Genomic DNA, 14986 nt, shown 5'->3' with positions numbered 1-14986 from the left:
TTCAAGCGCGCCGGGCGCGAAGGTTGCTTCGCGCCCGATCCCGGAAGGCCCCATGCTGCTGCGACTGATCTCACCCCTGATGAACCTCATCGACCTGCCGATGCAGTTCCTGCAGCGGCGGTTCGGGATTACGCGGCTGGCGTGGGTGTTCCTCCTGCCGAACCTGCTGCTGTTCGGCACCTTTGCTTTCCTGCCAATCCTCCTGAACTTCGCCTATGCCTTTACCGGTACCGACAAGATCCTGCTGATGGAGCGCAGTTTCGTTGGCACCGAGAATTTCGTGCAACTCCTCGACTGCGACAATTACCTGGACCCGAACACCTGCGTGCGGGATCTGTTCTGGCGGTCCGTCCACAATACCGCCTGGTTCATCGTGCTTCAGGTCGGGTTCATGGTGGGCCTGTCTCTGCTCACCGCGCTGGTGCTGAACCGGAAGATCCGGGCGCGCGGTTTCTTCCGGGCGGTGTTCTTCTTTCCGGTCCTGCTCTCGCCGGTTGTCGTGGCGCTGATCTGGAAATGGGTGCTGCAACGCAACGGTATCCTGAATGCCGGGCTGGAGGCGGTGGGGCTGGAGAGCGTCGTCTGGATGCTCGACCGGCATTGGGCCTTTTTCTGGTCGGTCTTCCTGTCGGTCTGGGCCCATATGGGGTTCTACACGCTGATCCTGCTGGCCGGACTTCAGGCGATTCCGCGCGATGTCTACGAGGCCGCCGTGATGGATGCCGCGAACCCCTGGCGCACCTTCCGACGGATCACCCTGCCGCTCCTGATGCCGACGATGCTGGTCGTCCTCGTGTTGGCGCTCATCAAGGGGGTGCAGACCTTCGACGAGGTCTATGCCTTCTCCGGTGGGGGGCCGGGCTCGGCGACCACGCTCATTATCCAGTATATCTACGAGACCGGGTTTGCAGGCGCACCCCGGCTCTTCGGCCCGGCGGCGGCGGCATCGCTGCTGCTGGCGCTCCTGCTGGTGGTGCTGACTGGCGTGCAACTCTGGATCACGCGAAGGTCGTCCAATGGGTAGTGCCGGCCGCTTCCTCACCCGCACGCGCGGTCGCGGCCGGCTGCACTGGACCGACTGGCTGACCTACGGCTACCTCGTTCTCGGAATCTTCCTGATGTTCGGGCCGGTGATCTGGCTGGTCTTTTCTTCCTTCAAGACGGATGCGGAACTCGACCGTTTCCCGCCGCGGTTCCTGCCCTATGCCCAGCAGACCGTGTCGCTGGACGGATACGACAAACCGTTGCCGCTCTTCCGGGTCACGGGGGGCGATCTGGAGGGCGAGGTGGTGGCGCAGGTGCGGCGGATCGGGCTGACGGCGCAGGTCGTGCGCCCGGACGCACCGGGCGAGGTGATCAAGATCGCCCGGGGCGAGCGGGTGCCGGTGGAACGTGTGCGGTTGGCCACGGAGAACTACCGCGATCTGTTCGAGCGCTTCGATTTCATGCGCTATTTCTGGAACTCCACCTTCATCACGCTTGTTGCCACGGCGATCACGTTGCTGGTCAACTCCATGGCGGCTTTCGCGCTCTCCAAGTACCAGTTCCGTGGCCGCGCGGTGGTGATGGCGCTGGTGATCGGGGTGCTGATGGTGCCGCAGTCGGTGGTGCTGGTGCCGCTTTTCATGGTGACGCGGGAGTTCGGCATGCTCGACAGCCTCTGGGGGGTGATCATCCCCGGCGCGGCAACGCCGACAGGCGTCTTCCTGCTGCGCCAGTACATGCTGACGATCCCCGACGAGATCCTCGATGCGGCGCGCATGGACAAGGCGAGCGAGTGGAAGATCTTCTGGCGGATCATCCTGCCGCTGTCGGCGCCGGCAATCGCGGTGCTGGCGATCCTTTCGATCATGTGGCGCTGGAACGATTTCCTCTGGCCGCTGATCGCATTGTCGCGGAGCGAGAACTACACGCTGCAACTCGCGCTGAACTCGTTCCAGGGCGAAATGCACACCCAGTGGAGCAGCCTGTTGGCGATGACGGTGCTGACGCTTCTGCCGGTGGCGCTGGTGTTTGCGTTCCTGCAGAAATACATCGCCACCGGGATCGCCTCGACGGGCGGGAAGTGAGCGAGGAGCGATGTCGATGGCAGGCGAGCAGAAACCCGTGGACACATCGCGCCGTGCGCGGCTGGAGTTGCGGGGCGTGAAAAAGTCCTTCGGCGGTGCCGAGGTGATCCGCGGTGTCGATCTGCACGTGGAGCAGGGGGAGTTCTGCGTCTTCGTCGGGCCGTCCGGGTGCGGCAAGTCCACGCTCCTGCGGATGATCTCGGGGCTGGAGGACATTTCCGCGGGCGAGGTCCGGATCGGCGACGAGGTGGTCAACGATATTCCGGCGGCCGAACGTGGCCTGGCAATGGTGTTTCAATCCTACGCGCTCTACCCGCATATGACCGTGCGGCAGAACCTGTCGTTCGGGCTGGAAAACCTGCGCACCCCCCGGGCCGAGATCGCAACGAAAGTGGACGAGGTTGCCGCGATGTTGCAGATCGACGGGCTACTGGACCGGCGCCCAAAGGACTTGTCGGGCGGGCAGCGTCAGCGGGTGGCCATCGGGCGGGCGGTGGTACGGGAGCCGCGGATCTTCCTTTTCGACGAGCCATTGTCCAACCTGGACGCCGAGTTGCGCGTGGAAATGCGGGGTGAGATATCGCGGCTGCATGGCCGGTTGGGAAACACGATGATCTACGTCACGCACGATCAGGTCGAGGCGATGACCATGGCCGACAAGATCGTTGTGCTGCGGGATGGCCGTGTGGAGCAGACCGGCGCGCCGCTTGAACTCTACAATCGGCCGGCAAACCTTTTCGTGGCCGGGTTCATTGGGTCGCCGCGGATGAATTTCCTGTCCGGTTCGGTCGAAGGCGGGCGGCTGCGGCTCGAGAATGGGGAGGCGGTGCGCCTGCCGGAGGAGGGGTTCTCGCTTCGCGAGGGCTCCGCCGTGACGCTGGGCATCCGGCCGAACCACCTTTTCCCGGCAGCCGGGGAGGGCTCTGGCCTGCACGCAACGGTGCGCAGCATCGAGCAACTTGGCGGCGATTCCTACATTTACGCGGCGACGCCGACCGGCGACCAGGTAACCCTGCACAGACCGGGGCAGACCGACCTTCAGATAGGCACGGACGTGTACCTGGACCACGACCCTCAGGTCGCTCATCTATTCGATTCCACGAACGGTCAGTCTCTCCGCCAGGTCTGAGACCGGCGCGTACCGTCTTTAAAATGTAGAGCTGAGACGCGGTTCAGCCGACGATCATTTGCTTGAGCTTCAGCGCTTCGTATTCCAGTTCCTGCAGCCGGAATTTCACGACGTCGCCGATGGAGATCATCCCGGCGATATGTTCGCCATCGATCACGGGGATGTGGCGGAAGCGGCCTTCGCTCATGCGGTGGAGGAGTTCCAGAACAGGTGTTTCCGGCGTCGCGGTCACGACGTCCGTTGTCATCAGGTCGGCGGCGGTCTCGTCGAAGGTGTTGTCCGGCTCGTCGGCGAAGCCGCGCACGATGTCGCGTTCGGTCAGGATGCCCGCCATGTGCCCGTTCTGATCCTTCACCAGCACCGAGCCGATCCCGTGCTCCTTCATCACCTCGGTCACCTTGTGGATCGAGTCGGTCGGGCGGACCGCGACGACATCGTGCCCCTTGTTGGCGAGGATGTTCTCGGCGGTGGCCTTCGACTGCTCGATCACAGCCGCTTCGATGGACTGGCTGTGGGTATGCATGCTCTCATGGCCGAAATGCGGTTTCTTGTTCTTCGATACCATCTGTCTTCTCTTGTCTCTGGCTACGTTTCGCGGGAGGCGTCGAATCCGGTGCCTGCGGGAAGTCTAGACCCGTTGCTTGCGGAATCCACAGAACAAATTCGCCTCGGAGCATTCTGCCGCGGCCGTTGCCGGTAAATGAAACAGGCCGGAACGTTCGTTCCGGCCCGGTCCTGTTCGCTCATCCGCCGAAGTCGTCGAGCATGATGTCTTCCCGGTCGACCCCTAGCTCCAGCAGCATGTTGATCACCGAGGAGTTCATGATGGGCGGACCGCACATGTAATATTCGCAATCCTCGGGGGCAGGGTGGTCCTTGAGGTACTCCTCATAAAGAACGTTGTGGATGAAGCCGGTGAAGCCCTTCCAATCGTCCTCAGGCATCGCGTCCGACAGGGCCACATGCCAGGTGAAATTCGGGAATTCCTTGGCGAGTTCGTCGAAGTCTTCGACAAAGAACATTTCGCGCTTGGAACGGGCGCCGTACCAGAAGGTGATTTTGCGGTCCTTGTTCTTCAGCCGCTTGAGCTGGTCGAAGATGTGGGAGCGCATGGGCGCCATGCCGGCGCCACCGCCGATGAAGACCATTTCCTTGTCGGTTTCGCGGGCGAAGAACTCGCCGAACGGGCCGGAAATCGTGACCTTGTCGCCGGGCTTGAGGTTGAAGATGTAGGACGACATCTTGCCCGGCGGGATGCCCTGCGTGCCCGGCGGCGGCGAGGCAACGCGGACGTTGAGCATGATCATGCCCTTCTCGTCGGGGTAGTTCGCCATGGAGTAGGCGCGTTCCACGGGCTCACCGACCACCGACTCGTACTGCCAGAGGTTGAACTTGTCCCAGTCCTCCCGGTACTCCTCCTCGATGTCGAATTCGGTGTACTTGAGCTCGTGTTCCGGCGCTTCGATCTGGATATAGCCGCCGGCGCGGAAATTCACGTCCTCGCCTTCCGGCAGATCGAGGATCAGCGCCTTGATGAAGGTGGCGACGTTCTCGTTGGAGCGCACCGTGCACTCCCATTTCTTGACGCCGAAGACCTCTTCGGGAACCTCGACTTCCATATCCTGCTTCACCGCCACCTGGCACGAGAGCCGGTCACCGGCCGCGGCTTCGCGCTTGGTGATGTGGCTTTCCTCCGTGGGCAGGATGGAGCCGCCGCCGGAATGCACGCGGACCCGGCATTGGGCGCAAGTGCCGCCACCGCCGCAGGCGGAGGGTACGAAGAGCTTTTCGGCGGCCAAGGTCTGCAAGAGCTTGCCGCCGGCGGGGACGTGGATCGTCTTCTCGCCGTTGATCGTGATCGCCACATCGCCGGTGGAAACCAGCTTGGAGCGGGCGAACATGATGATCGTCACGAGCGCCAGAACGATCAGGGTGAAGAGGGCGACGCCCAGAACGAAAGTGGTCATTTCTGCGCCTCCCTCAGAGTTTCACGCCGGAGAAGGACATGAAGCCCATCGCCATCAGCCCGGCGGTGATGAAGGTGATGCCGAGGCCCTGAAGCCCGTCAGGGATGTCGGAGTACTTCAGCTTCTCGCGCACACCTGCCATGGCGGTGATCGCCAGCGCCCAGCCGAAGCCGGACGAGAGGCCGTACGTCACCGACTCGGGGAAGGTGTAGTCGCGCTCCACCATGAAGAGCGAGCCACCCAGGATGGCACAGTTCACGGTGATGAGCGGCAGGAAGATGCCGAGCGCGTTGTAGAGCGGCGGAAAGTACTTATCGAGCACCATTTCCAGGATCTGCACCATGGCGGCGATCACACCGATATAGGAGATGAGGCCGAGGAAGGTCAGGTCCACGTCTCCGAAGCCCGCCCATTCGAGCGCGCCGGGTTTCAACAGCCCGTTCAGGATCAGGTTGTTGGCCGGCACGGTGATCGTCTGGACGACCATGACCGAGATACCGAGGCCGATGGCCGTCGCGATCTTCTTGGAAACGGCGATGAAGGTACACATTCCGAGGAAGAAGGAGAGCGCGAGGTTCTCGACGAAAATCGCCTTCACGGCGAGGGACAGCAGCCCTTCCATCAGTGCGCCTCCGCTTCCTGGATGCGGAACTCGCGTTCCTCCACCTGTTCCGGCTTCCACGTGCGGAAGGCCCAGATGATCAGCCCGATGATGAAGAAGGCCGAGGGGGGCAGCAGCAGCATACCGTTCGGGACGTACCAGCCGCCGTTGTTGACTGTGGGCAGGACGGTAATGCCGAAGAGCGTGCCGGAGCCGAAAAGCTCACGCACGAAACCAACCAGCATCAGGATGAGCCCGTAGCCAAGCCCGTTGCCGACGCCGTCGATGAAGCTATCGATCGGCGGGTTCTTCATGGCGAAGGCTTCGGCGCGGCCCATGACGATGCAGTTCGTGATGATCAGGCCCACGAAGACCGAGAGGGTCTTCGATATCTCGAAGAGATAGGCCTTCAGGATCTGGTCCACCAGGATCACGAGCGACGCGATGATGACCATCTGCACGATGATCCGGATCGAGCCGGGAATGTGGTTCCTGAGCATCGAGATGAACATCGAGGCGAAGGCGGTCACGAAGGTCACGGCCAGCGCCATCACGAAGGAGACCTGCAGCGACGAGGTCACGGCGAGCGCCGAACAGATGCCCAGCACCTGCAGGGTGATCGGGTTGTTGTCGACCAGCGGGTCGACGAGATAGGTGCGCCGGGTTTGCGCCATTTACACGTCTCCCGCCTTAAGGTTTTCGAGGAAGGGGGCGAAGCCGTTTTCGCCCATCCAGAAACGTACGAGATTGTCGACGCCGACCGAGGTCAGGGTGGCGCCCGCAAGGGCGTCGACGTGGAATTGCTCCATACCCGACGACGGTACGCCCTTGGCGACGGTGATTTTCAGCTCGCCGTTCTCGTCGCGCAGCGCCTTGCCCGGCCACATGGCCTTCCAGCGCGGGTTGTCGACCTCGGCACCGAGGCCCGGTGTTTCGGCGTGCTCGTAGAACTGGAGGCCGAAGATGTCGTTGCCGTTCGATTCCAGCGCAATGAAGCCGTAGAGCGTGGACCAAAGTCCGTAACCGTGGATCGGCAGGATGATCTTGTCCAGATCGCCGGCGTCGTCGCGGAGCAGGTAGACTGTCTTGAACCGGCTTTGCCGGCCGATGCCTGCAGGGTCGTCGTCGAGAGGCCGGCTCAGGCCCGGATCGGAGGCGGCGGCGCGGTCATCGAAGTTGGCGGCATCCACCTCTTCGGTGAAGGTGCCGGTCTCGAGGTTCACCACCTGCGGCTCGAAGGCGGCGAAGGCTTCGGGGATATCGATCCCTTCCTCGTAGAGACCTGCCACCTGCAGGATGTTCAGCTGCTTGTCCTTGAGCTTGTTGGCTTCCTGGGTCGGCCGCAAGTTCACCGCGGCAAAAGCCACGACCATGGAGCAGAACAGGCAGAGCGCGGCGGCGACGAAGATCGTCTTCGGCACCGAATCCACCGGCAGCGCCTTCCAGCGGGCGAGGAAGCCCTGGGTGTCGTCTGGCTCAGGCATTGCGCTTTGCCCTCCGCGAGATGTTGGCCCGCACGACGAACCAGTCGATCAGCGGGGCGAATATATTTGCGAACAGGATGGCGAGCATCATGCCTTCGGGGAAGGCGGGGTTGATGACGCGGATCATCACGACCATGAAGCCGATCAGCGCGCCGTACCAGAAGCGGCCGACGTTGGTGTGGGAGGCCGTCACCGGCTCCGTGACCATGAATGCCAGCCCGAACGCCCAGCCGCCCAGCACCATGTGCCACCAGAAGGGCATGGAGAACATGGGATTGGTGTCCGATCCGATGATGTTCAGAAGCGTCGCGAACACCACGGTACCCGCGACACAGCCCGCGACCAGCCGCCAGTTGGCGATTTTGGTCACGAGCAGGAACGCAAGGCCGATCATGCACATGACGACCGAGGTTTCACCGAAGGAGCCTTGCATGTTGCCCCAGAAGGCGGACCAGAACGAGATATCGTACTCCGCCAGACCTTCCACGCCATTGGCTGCCGTAATGCCGAGCGCGGTTGCGCCGGAGAACCCGTCGACCGGGGTCCAGACAGAATCGCCGGACATCTGCGCCGGGTAGGCGAAATAGAGGAATGCCCGTGCCACAAGCGCCGGGTTGAGGAAATTCTTGCCGGTGCCGCCGAAGACCTCCTTGCCGATCACCACCCCGAAGGAGATGCCAAGCGCAACCTGCCAGAGCGGCGTGGAGGCCGGTACGATCAGGACATAGAGGATCGAGGTGACGAAGAACCCTTCGTTGACCTCGTGGCCGCGGATAACGGCGAAGAGGATCTCCCAGAACAGGCCCACGACCATCGTGACCACGTAGATCGGCAGGAACCACAGGAAGCCGTGGAACATGCTGGACAGGATGTTGTCGGGGTTCAACCCGAAGCCCAGCCATTGCATGAGGCCGATCCGCCAGCCGGTGTGCGCCTCCTCTCCGAGCGCGGCGAGCGCCACGTTGGCGCCGTGCCCGGTGTTCCACATGCCGAAGAACAGGCAGGGCATCGTAGCGAGGAACACATAGATCATGATGCGCTTCATGTCGGTGTAGGACCGTGCATGCGGCGCGACGGTGGACACCGTCTTGGGCGAATAGAAAAAGGACTCGACCGCTTCGTAGAGCGCGAAGTACTTCTCGTACTTCCCGCCCTTTTCGAAATTCGGCTCGATCTTGTCGAAGACTCCGCGAAGCATCTTCATCGTTTAGCCCTCCCTCTCGATCTTGGTCAGGCTGTCGCGCAACGCTTGTCCGTATTCATACTTGGCGGGGCAGGCGAAGGTGCAGAGTGCGAGGTCTTCCTCGTCCAGTTCCAGCGCGCCGAGGCTCTGAGCGCTGTCCGTGTCCATCACCAGCAACGCGCGTAGGAGCTGGGTCGGCAGGAAATCCTGCGGCATCAGCTCCTCGAAGATCCCAATCGGCACCATGGCGCGGCGGCCGCCGTGCAGGTTGGACCCCATCGGGAATTTCGTCGTCCGGTTCAAGGCCGAGGCCAGCACCGGCAGGAAGCCGAACTGGTCGCGGCGCGGCGCGATCCAGCCCATGAAGGTCTGCGTCCTGTCCTCGGAAATGAGCGTGACGGCGCGGGCATAACGGCCAAGGAAGCCAAACGGTCCGCCGTCCGACATGCGGCCTGACAGGACGGAGCCTGAGATGACGCGAACCGGGTCGTCGCCTGTGACCTCGCCGTCGGTCAGATTGGCCAGGCTGGCACCCAGAACCGTGCGGATCAGCCGCGGGTTGGCTGCACGTGGCCCAGCGAGCGCGATCACCCGGGAGTTGTCGAGAAATCCGGTGGTCATCAGCCGGCCGATGGCGATCACGTCCTGGTAGGAAATGGTCCAGACGGTTTTTTGCGCCGTCGGTGGTTCCAGGAAATGCACATGCGTGCCCGGAAGCCCTGCGGGGTGGGGGCCGGAGAAGGTGGCGACCTCGACCCCGGCGATGTCGCCGCCGGGGATACTGGCGCCAGTCGCGTGGCAGAGCCAGGTCTTGCCGTCCGAGAGTTGTGCCACTGCGGCAAGACCGGCTGCGAAGGCCTCGGGCGCGTCGCCGATCACCACCGCGGCGTCCGCCGCGAGGGGCTCGCTGTCCATTGCGGTTACGTAGAGGGCCGCCGGGCGGCTCGACGGGTCGGGAATGCGGGAATAGGGACGGGCGCGGAACGAGGCCCAGAGGCCAGACCGGCACAGTTTGTCGATGATGGCGTCGGTGTCGCCGGCATCGCCGAGCGTACCGAAATCCTCACCCTGATCGGCCACGTCGTCGATGTCGATGACGACGCTTTGCAGCACCCGCCTTGCGCCTCGGTTGATCGCCCGCACGCGGCCACTGGCCGGGGCGGTGAAGACCACGCCAGGCGTGTCCTTGTGCTCGAACAGGGGCGTGCCCTTCCGGACGGCGTCGCCTTCGGCCACCAGCATCCGTGGTTTCAGGCCGAGGGTGTCGTCCCCGATGACGGCGACCGATGAAATCGGCGGTCCGTCGTGAATCTCTTGTGCTGGTGCTCCGCTGATTGGCAGGTCCAGGCCCTTTTTGCAGGTGAAGTCTGGCATCTGTGTCGCTGCGCTGTCCGTTCCGATCTTGCTTCGATCTGCCACCATCGGGCCCGGGCCGAGAACCGGATCGGCCTGTGACGGTAAGCAGAGTCAGGCGGGTTTTGTATCTCATAGAGAGGCTGCCGCCGCAGCGCAACAAAAGTCGGCGGGTTCGGAATGCCACATGCGGCGGTTTCTGCGCGTTGACAGAGCCTTTTCAAAGGTGCAGACCCCCTTGCGACCGGTTCAAATGCGGAAAATCATCCATGCGCGCGCTTTTTCTTCTCCCTGTTGCTGTCCTGCTTTCCGGCTGTTTCGGGGAGGATACGGGGGAAACCTACCGGCTGTCCGGCGAGACGATGGGGACGACCTACAACATCACGGCCGTTGATGTGCCCGGAGATGTCACGGAGGAGGCGCTGGCCACGGCCGTGAACGAGGCGCTGGCGGCGGTGAATGCCTCCATGTCGAACTGGGACGAGGCGTCGGAGGTTTCGCTGTTCAATGCGGATCCGGGCCCTGCGCCCTATGCGATTTCGCCCGAGTTCGCGCACGTAATGGCCGCGGCGAACGAGGTGCATGCCCTTTCCCTGGGCAAGTTCGACGTGACGCTCTTCCCGTTGATCGAACTCTGGGGCTTCGGCGCCAAGAAACCCGGCGATCCCGTTCCGTCGGAGGCCGAAATCGCCGCCGCGCTGGAGCACGTGGGTCAGGCCGAACTGGTCACGCTCGACGGCGAGACGCTGGCCAAGGCCGACCCGGCGGTTTCGGTGAACCTGTCCGCAATTGCCAAGGGCTATGGCAATGACGCGGTCGCCGAAACGCTGCGCGGGTTCGGGATCGAGAACTACCTCGTGGAGATCGGCGGCGACCTTGTTGCGGCTGGCCTGAACGAGGAGGGCGCTCCGTGGAAGATCGGGGTCGAGACACCCGATGCCGGCGCGCAGAGTATCGAGATGGTGTTGCCTGTGTCCGACCTAGGCATGGCGACGTCGGGCGACTACCGCAACTTTTTCGAGCAGGACGGGATCCGGTATTCGCACATCATCGATCCGACCACGGGCCGGCCCGTCACCCATCGCACCACTTCGGTCACGGTGCTTGCCGAGAGCGGCATGATGGCCGACGCGCTGGCGACCGCGATGATGGTTCTTGGCGCGGAGGAGGGCATGGCCGTTGCCGAAGCCAATGACCTCGCGGTCTACTTCATCTCCCGTGCCGAGGCTGGCGCCGGGGAGGATTACGTGAAGCAGGCGAGCCCAGCATTTGAAAAGCGTCGCGGCGACGATTAGGTTGATCCGCACCACCTGAGAGGATTGCCATGGCCACCTTTGCCTTCGCCTTCGTCCTGCTTGCTGCGATCGTTGCGGCGATGTCCATCGGGGTGATCCTGGTGGGGCAGAAGATGCGAATCAAGGGCAGTTGCGGTGGGTTGAACGCCATTGCAGGCGCCGACAAATGCGTTGTGTGTCAGAAGGATATCGACCCTGACAGCCCGCTTCGCGACAGGCTCAAGGGCTGCCCGCGGGCACGAAAGATCGTCGAGGACATGTAGCGTTCACATCTTGAATGGCAGGAAGGCAAGCGCTGCGAATGCCAGCAGGGCGGGCAGGCCATAGGCCCAGGCCTTGAGCTGCCAGTGCTGCCCCTGTGCCTTCCAGTTCTGCCGGAAGCCCCGCCCGGCGAACACCATCACCAACAGCAATGCGGTCGCCGTTACCGGTGTGAGCGACTGGGTTTCAACAAGTGCGGACAGCGGGCTCATACGCCCCGATGACACACTTGGGCGGCAGTGGCCAGCCTGCCGGTTCAGCCGTCGAACATGTAGGTCCGCGCGTGCTCCTCGATCTCGGCCCGCGTTGCGGTTACCAGCACGTCGTGCGACGGCTCGGCGAGCAGTTTCGCATCGCCGGCCTCGATGACAGCACAGAAGGCTGTCCGCGCCTTGTCGGCAACGACGAGGATCGTGGTGCCGATCTTGCCATCGCTGCCCTTTCCGACGCTCCGGACGGAGACGTAATCGATCTCCGGCGTGCGCGGCAGGCTACGCAACATCAGGTCGATTGCGGCGGCGGCGCGGAACCGCTCGCAAACAAGGGCGGCGACCTCGGCCATCTTGCGCGGAACATAGGCGAGGCGCGGCCCAACCGTGGGCGGATGAAAGGAGAGCACCTCGTCCAGCGAAACATCGGCGAGGTCCTGCGGACTGCTGAGCCGGGGCAGGTGCGAATTGTCGCCCTCGATCCGTTCGAACAACTCGAACCCGCGCGCGCTCTGCACGCCGAACCGCGGGCCGGCCACGGTGCGCAAGACAAAGACCTGGTCCTCGCGGTGTTCGGATATCCGCATCTGCGATGCGCCGCCAAGTTGAACAAGGGGCTCGGGCGGCGACTTCGATGCTCCGACGAGGCCGAAACCCAGGTGCGTCGGGTCGGTGAGCTGCATTGAAATGCGCGCGATGTCGCGGGCAATCGCCTCCGGGTCGCGGTCGCTGTGACGCGCAGTGATCTCGCGCATGACGGTCGGAAGCGCGTCGTCCTCCACGATCTTCAGGTTTGGCAGCCCCGAGATCCAGCGCGCGAGATATTCCGTCATGCCCGGATTGTCATCGAGCGCATAGAACGGCGCGTCGAGCGCTTCGAGCTCCGGTGCGATTCCGCCCTCGAACCCGGTTTGCTTCCGGGCGTCCTTCGGATTTGCCAGGATCCATTCGCCCATCTTTGCGAAGATTGCGAGGTAGTCGTCCGCCCCTGCCGTGCGTAGGCCCTCGTCGATATCGGACAATACGAACTCGAGGTTGCGCAGGCTGTTGCCGACGAACTGGGCATGGCCGCCGTTGGTGACCTGTGCGTAGTAGTAGTCGCAGTGATAGGCCTGGATTGCCTCGGGCGGGATCTCGTCCCGGGTGTAGTGCCCGCTGGAGACGAGGTGATTCACATAGTCGACGACGGCGCCGACGATGCGAAAGGGATCGCTCTCGGCGGTGTCGAGAGCGGACTTGGGCACAACGATGTGCCGGAGCTGCCGTGCGCGCTCGGTGGTTTCGTGGACGTCCGTCTCCGTCGCAGGGCGCAAACGCGAGAAGAGTTTCTGGAGCATGGGAACCTCGTGCATCTCCCGTGGCCCGGGGCGAGGCCACGGGCCGGATAGAAGGATGCGAGGTGGGCGAATTTGTGGTCGAGCGGTGGCGGTAATTTGCGGGCTGAGGTTGAGGGTGCGAGAACGCGCCAATTCCGGCGTTGGTCCGCACAGAAATGGCCCGATTCTATCGCCTTACGCGTGCGGCACCTGTTTACCCGTCGCCGAAGACCCGGGCGAAGATCGTATCCACGTGCTTGGTGTGATACCCGAGATCGAATTTCTCCTCGATCGCCTCGGCGGACAGCGCCGCGCGCACATCGGTGTCTGCGAGCAGCTCTTCCTTGAAATCCTTGCCTTCTTCCCAGACCTTCATGGCATTTCGCTGCACGAGCGCATAGGCGTCCTCGCGGCTTACCCCGGCCTGGGTCAGCGCCAGCAGCACCCGCTGGCTCATCACCAAACCGCGGAACTTGTTCATGTTGGCAAGCATGTTGTCGGGGTAGACCACCAGCTTGTCGATCACCATCGTCAGCCGGGCGAGTGCGAAATCGAGCGTCACCGTCGCGTCCGGGCCGATGTTTCGCTCCACGGAGCTGTGGGAGATGTCCCGCTCGTGCCAGAGGGTGACATTTTCCATCGCCGGGACGACCGCCATGCGCACCAGCCGCGCGAGCCCGGTCAGGTTTTCGGTCAGGACGGGGTTGCGCTTGTGCGGCATGGCCGAACTGCCCTTCTGGCCCTTGGAGAAGAACTCCTCGGCTTCCAGGACCTCGGTGCGCTGCATGTGGCGGATCTCGGTGGCGATATTCTCGATCGAGGAGGCGACGACCCCCAGCGTGGCGAAAAAGGCCGCGTGGCGGTCGCGCGGGATAACCTGCGTCGAGATTGGCTCCGGCACGAGCCCCATCTTCGCGCAGACATGCTCCTCCACGCCCGGGTCGATATTGGCGAAGGTGCCGACGGCGCCGGAGATTGCGCCGGTGGCGATCTCGGCCCGTGCGTCGCGCAGGCGCGAGAGGTTGCGGTCCATCTCGGCGTAGAAACGGGCGAGGGTCAGACCCATGGTGGTGGGCTCGGCATGGATGCCATGGCTGCGACCGATGCGGACCGTATCCTTGTGCTCGTAGGCGCGGCGTTTGAGCGCGGCGAGCAGCCCCTCCACATCGGCGATCAGAATGTCGGCGGCGCGGGTGAGTTGGACGTTGAAGCACGTGTCGAGCACATCCGACGACGTCATGCCCTGATGGACGAACCGCGCCTCGTCATTGCCGATGATCTCGGCCAGATGAGTGAGGAAGGCGATGACGTCATGCTTGGTGACCGCTTCGATCTCGTCGATCCGAGCCACGTCGAATTCCACGTCCTTGGCCTTCCAGACGGCCTCGGCGTTTTCCTTCGGGATCACGCCAAGTTCGGCCTGGGCGTCGCAGGCATGGGCCTCGATCTCGTACCAGATGCGGAACTTGGTCTCGGGCGACCAGATGGCAACCATATCGGGACGGGAATAGCGGGGGATCATGGGCGGGCCCTCGGATGAATTGACATGCGGGGCAGGGCATAGAGGCTTCGCCACGGATCGGCAAGCGGGCTGGCGTCGCAGAAAACGGGGCCTTGCCGCAGGCACGCGGCGCTGGCATCACCGTTGAGAGCGACCGCGACAAGGACAAGACCATGCAGGGGGGCACGCAACCGCGGCTGGAAGACTTCGCCGGGTCCTGGTGTATCACGCGCCGGATCGACGATCACCGGGCCGGTTCGGTTCTGCACTTCGAGGGGGACGCGCAGTTCACGCCCAGCGGCGGCGGGCTCGATTACGCGGAAACGGGCATGTTGCGGGGCCTCGGCACCGCGCCGATTCAGGCGACGCGCCGCTACCGTTGGGAGCCGCGTGGCGCGGCAATCGCGGTGTTCTTCGAAGACGGGCGCCAGTTTCACGAATTCAGCCCGGCGGAGCGTCCAATCGCCGCGCATTGGTGCGATCCGGACAGCTACCGCGTGCGCTACGATTTCAGTGCCTGGCCGGTCTGGTCCTGCCGCTGGAGCGTCGATGGGCCGCGAAAGAACTACACAATGCAAAGCCGGTATCACCGTGGGTGACCTTGCGGAGCGCGCCGCT

Annotated in this window: 16 protein-coding genes; 6 read left to right on the top strand and 10 right to left on the bottom strand. The window is 63.5% G+C overall.

Going from position 1 to position 14986, the window contains the following annotated elements; genetic code table 11:
* The first annotated feature begins 52 nt into the window (after positions 1–52).
* From ARC39_RS20320 to ARC39_RS20310, 3 genes are read left to right on the top strand one after another with little or no spacing between them, the layout of a single operon-like run.
* Positions 53–1024 carry a carbohydrate ABC transporter permease gene (locus tag ARC39_RS20320; protein ID WP_236545318.1) on the top strand — a complete coding sequence of 324 codons (972 nt, stop codon included), beginning with the start codon at positions 53–55 and terminating at the stop codon, positions 1022–1024.
* Entirely contained in the window at positions 1017–2069 is a 1053-nt protein-coding gene (locus ARC39_RS20315; RefSeq protein ID WP_068117036.1) for a carbohydrate ABC transporter permease, read from the top strand. Before ARC39_RS20320 ends, ARC39_RS20315 begins: the two co-directional genes overlap by 8 nt.
* A gap of 16 nt (positions 2070–2085) precedes the next feature.
* Positions 2086–3198, top strand: a complete 1113-nt coding sequence (locus ARC39_RS20310) for an ABC transporter ATP-binding protein (protein ID WP_068117035.1) — start codon at positions 2086–2088, stop codon at positions 3196–3198.
* Positions 3199–3241: 43 nt separating this feature from the next.
* Here ARC39_RS20310 and ARC39_RS20305 read toward each other — a convergent pair whose 3' ends face one another.
* The 7 genes from ARC39_RS20305 to ARC39_RS20275 all read right to left on the bottom strand — a co-directional run bounded on the left by ARC39_RS20305 (position 3242) and on the right by ARC39_RS20275 (position 9807).
* Complete coding sequence (locus ARC39_RS20305) at positions 3242–3763, bottom strand: CBS domain-containing protein (RefSeq protein WP_068117032.1); 522 nt, start codon at positions 3761–3763, stop codon at positions 3242–3244.
* Between the two features lie 178 nt (positions 3764–3941).
* Positions 3942–5165 carry an NADH:ubiquinone reductase (Na(+)-transporting) subunit F gene (nqrF, locus tag ARC39_RS20300; RefSeq protein ID WP_068117029.1) on the bottom strand — a complete coding sequence of 408 codons (1224 nt, stop codon included), beginning with the start codon at positions 5163–5165 and terminating at the stop codon, positions 3942–3944.
* A 13-nt stretch (positions 5166–5178) separates the two neighbouring features.
* Positions 5179–5787: an NADH:ubiquinone reductase (Na(+)-transporting) subunit E gene (gene nqrE / locus ARC39_RS20295; RefSeq protein WP_068117028.1), complete on the bottom strand. Its 609-nt coding sequence runs from the start codon at positions 5785–5787 to the stop codon at positions 5179–5181.
* Positions 5787–6440, bottom strand: coding sequence for an NADH:ubiquinone reductase (Na(+)-transporting) subunit D (locus tag ARC39_RS20290; protein WP_068117026.1), 654 nt, complete (start codon positions 6438–6440; stop codon positions 5787–5789). The genes nqrE and ARC39_RS20290 overlap by 1 nt, the downstream gene beginning before the upstream one ends.
* On the bottom strand, positions 6441–7250 hold the full coding sequence (locus ARC39_RS20285; RefSeq protein WP_068117025.1) for a Na(+)-translocating NADH-quinone reductase subunit C: 810 nt from the start codon (positions 7248–7250) through the stop codon (positions 6441–6443). It abuts the gene before it with no gap.
* Positions 7243–8454, bottom strand: coding sequence for an NADH:ubiquinone reductase (Na(+)-transporting) subunit B (locus ARC39_RS20280; protein WP_438273275.1), 1212 nt, complete (start codon positions 8452–8454; stop codon positions 7243–7245). The genes ARC39_RS20285 and ARC39_RS20280 overlap by 8 nt, the downstream gene beginning before the upstream one ends.
* Positions 8455–8457: 3 nt before the next feature.
* Positions 8458–9807, bottom strand: coding sequence for a Na(+)-translocating NADH-quinone reductase subunit A (locus ARC39_RS20275; RefSeq protein ID WP_068117197.1), 1350 nt, complete (start codon positions 9805–9807; stop codon positions 8458–8460).
* A 248-nt stretch (positions 9808–10055) separates the two neighbouring features.
* Here ARC39_RS20275 and ARC39_RS20270 point away from each other — a divergent pair, with 248 nt between their 5' ends.
* Positions 10056–11081 (top strand): FAD:protein FMN transferase, encoded by a 1026-nt coding sequence (locus ARC39_RS20270; protein ID WP_068117023.1) that lies wholly within the window; start codon positions 10056–10058, stop codon positions 11079–11081.
* Positions 11082–11110: 29 nt separating this feature from the next.
* On the top strand, positions 11111–11344 hold the full coding sequence (gene nqrM, locus ARC39_RS20265) for a (Na+)-NQR maturation NqrM (protein WP_068117021.1): 234 nt from the start codon (positions 11111–11113) through the stop codon (positions 11342–11344).
* A 3-nt stretch (positions 11345–11347) separates the two neighbouring features.
* Here nqrM and ARC39_RS20260 read toward each other — a convergent pair whose 3' ends face one another.
* The 3 genes from ARC39_RS20260 to purB form a co-directional block, all read right to left on the bottom strand.
* The gene (locus tag ARC39_RS20260; protein WP_068117019.1) at positions 11348–11554 is read right to left on the bottom strand and encodes a hypothetical protein; all 207 of its coding nucleotides are present in this window, start codon (positions 11552–11554) and stop codon (positions 11348–11350) included.
* A 44-nt stretch (positions 11555–11598) separates the two neighbouring features.
* Complete coding sequence (locus ARC39_RS20255; protein WP_068117013.1) at positions 11599–12888, bottom strand: DMP19 family protein; 1290 nt, start codon at positions 12886–12888, stop codon at positions 11599–11601.
* Positions 12889–13081: 193 nt separating this feature from the next.
* Positions 13082–14389 carry an adenylosuccinate lyase gene (gene purB, locus ARC39_RS20250; protein ID WP_068117011.1) on the bottom strand — a complete coding sequence of 436 codons (1308 nt, stop codon included), beginning with the start codon at positions 14387–14389 and terminating at the stop codon, positions 13082–13084.
* A 92-nt stretch (positions 14390–14481) separates the two neighbouring features.
* Between purB and ARC39_RS20245 the strand changes: the two genes are divergently transcribed.
* Complete coding sequence (locus tag ARC39_RS20245; RefSeq protein ID WP_236545317.1) at positions 14482–14967, top strand: DUF6314 family protein; 486 nt, start codon at positions 14482–14484, stop codon at positions 14965–14967.
* Positions 14968–14986: the final 19 nt, after the last annotated feature.

It is taken from the genome of Tropicimonas marinistellae, assembly GCF_001509585.1.
GTDB classification, from domain to species: Bacteria; Pseudomonadota; Alphaproteobacteria; order Rhodobacterales; family Rhodobacteraceae; genus Tropicimonas; species Tropicimonas marinistellae.
This window is presented reverse-complemented; position numbering and strand designations above follow the sequence as displayed.

Bases quoted from the DNA above. Each gene is read 5' to 3' on its own strand.
- ARC39_RS20320 (WP_236545318.1), top strand. From the start codon at position 53: ATGCTGCTGCGACTGATCTCACCCCTGATGAACCTCATCGACCTGCCG.
- ARC39_RS20315 (WP_068117036.1), top strand. From the start codon at position 1,017: ATGGGTAGTGCCGGCCGCTTCCTCACCCGCACGCGCGGTCGCGGCCGG.
- ARC39_RS20310 (WP_068117035.1), top strand. From the start codon at position 2,086: ATGGCAGGCGAGCAGAAACCCGTGGACACATCGCGCCGTGCGCGGCTG.
- ARC39_RS20305 (WP_068117032.1), bottom strand. From the start codon at position 3,763: ATGGTATCGAAGAACAAGAAACCGCATTTCGGCCATGAGAGCATGCAT.
- nqrF (WP_068117029.1), bottom strand. From the start codon at position 5,165: ATGACCACTTTCGTTCTGGGCGTCGCCCTCTTCACCCTGATCGTTCTG.
- nqrE (WP_068117028.1), bottom strand. From the start codon at position 5,787: ATGGAAGGGCTGCTGTCCCTCGCCGTGAAGGCGATTTTCGTCGAGAAC.
- ARC39_RS20290 (WP_068117026.1), bottom strand. From the start codon at position 6,440: ATGGCGCAAACCCGGCGCACCTATCTCGTCGACCCGCTGGTCGACAAC.
- ARC39_RS20285 (WP_068117025.1), bottom strand. From the start codon at position 7,250: ATGCCTGAGCCAGACGACACCCAGGGCTTCCTCGCCCGCTGGAAGGCG.
- ARC39_RS20280 (WP_438273275.1), bottom strand. From the start codon at position 8,454: ATGAAGATGCTTCGCGGAGTCTTCGACAAGATCGAGCCGAATTTCGAA.
- ARC39_RS20275 (WP_068117197.1), bottom strand. From the start codon at position 9,807: ATGCCAGACTTCACCTGCAAAAAGGGCCTGGACCTGCCAATCAGCGGA.
- ARC39_RS20270 (WP_068117023.1), top strand. From the start codon at position 10,056: ATGCGCGCGCTTTTTCTTCTCCCTGTTGCTGTCCTGCTTTCCGGCTGT.
- nqrM (WP_068117021.1), top strand. From the start codon at position 11,111: ATGGCCACCTTTGCCTTCGCCTTCGTCCTGCTTGCTGCGATCGTTGCG.
- ARC39_RS20260 (WP_068117019.1), bottom strand. From the start codon at position 11,554: ATGAGCCCGCTGTCCGCACTTGTTGAAACCCAGTCGCTCACACCGGTA.
- ARC39_RS20255 (WP_068117013.1), bottom strand. From the start codon at position 12,888: ATGCTCCAGAAACTCTTCTCGCGTTTGCGCCCTGCGACGGAGACGGAC.
- purB (WP_068117011.1), bottom strand. From the start codon at position 14,389: ATGATCCCCCGCTATTCCCGTCCCGATATGGTTGCCATCTGGTCGCCC.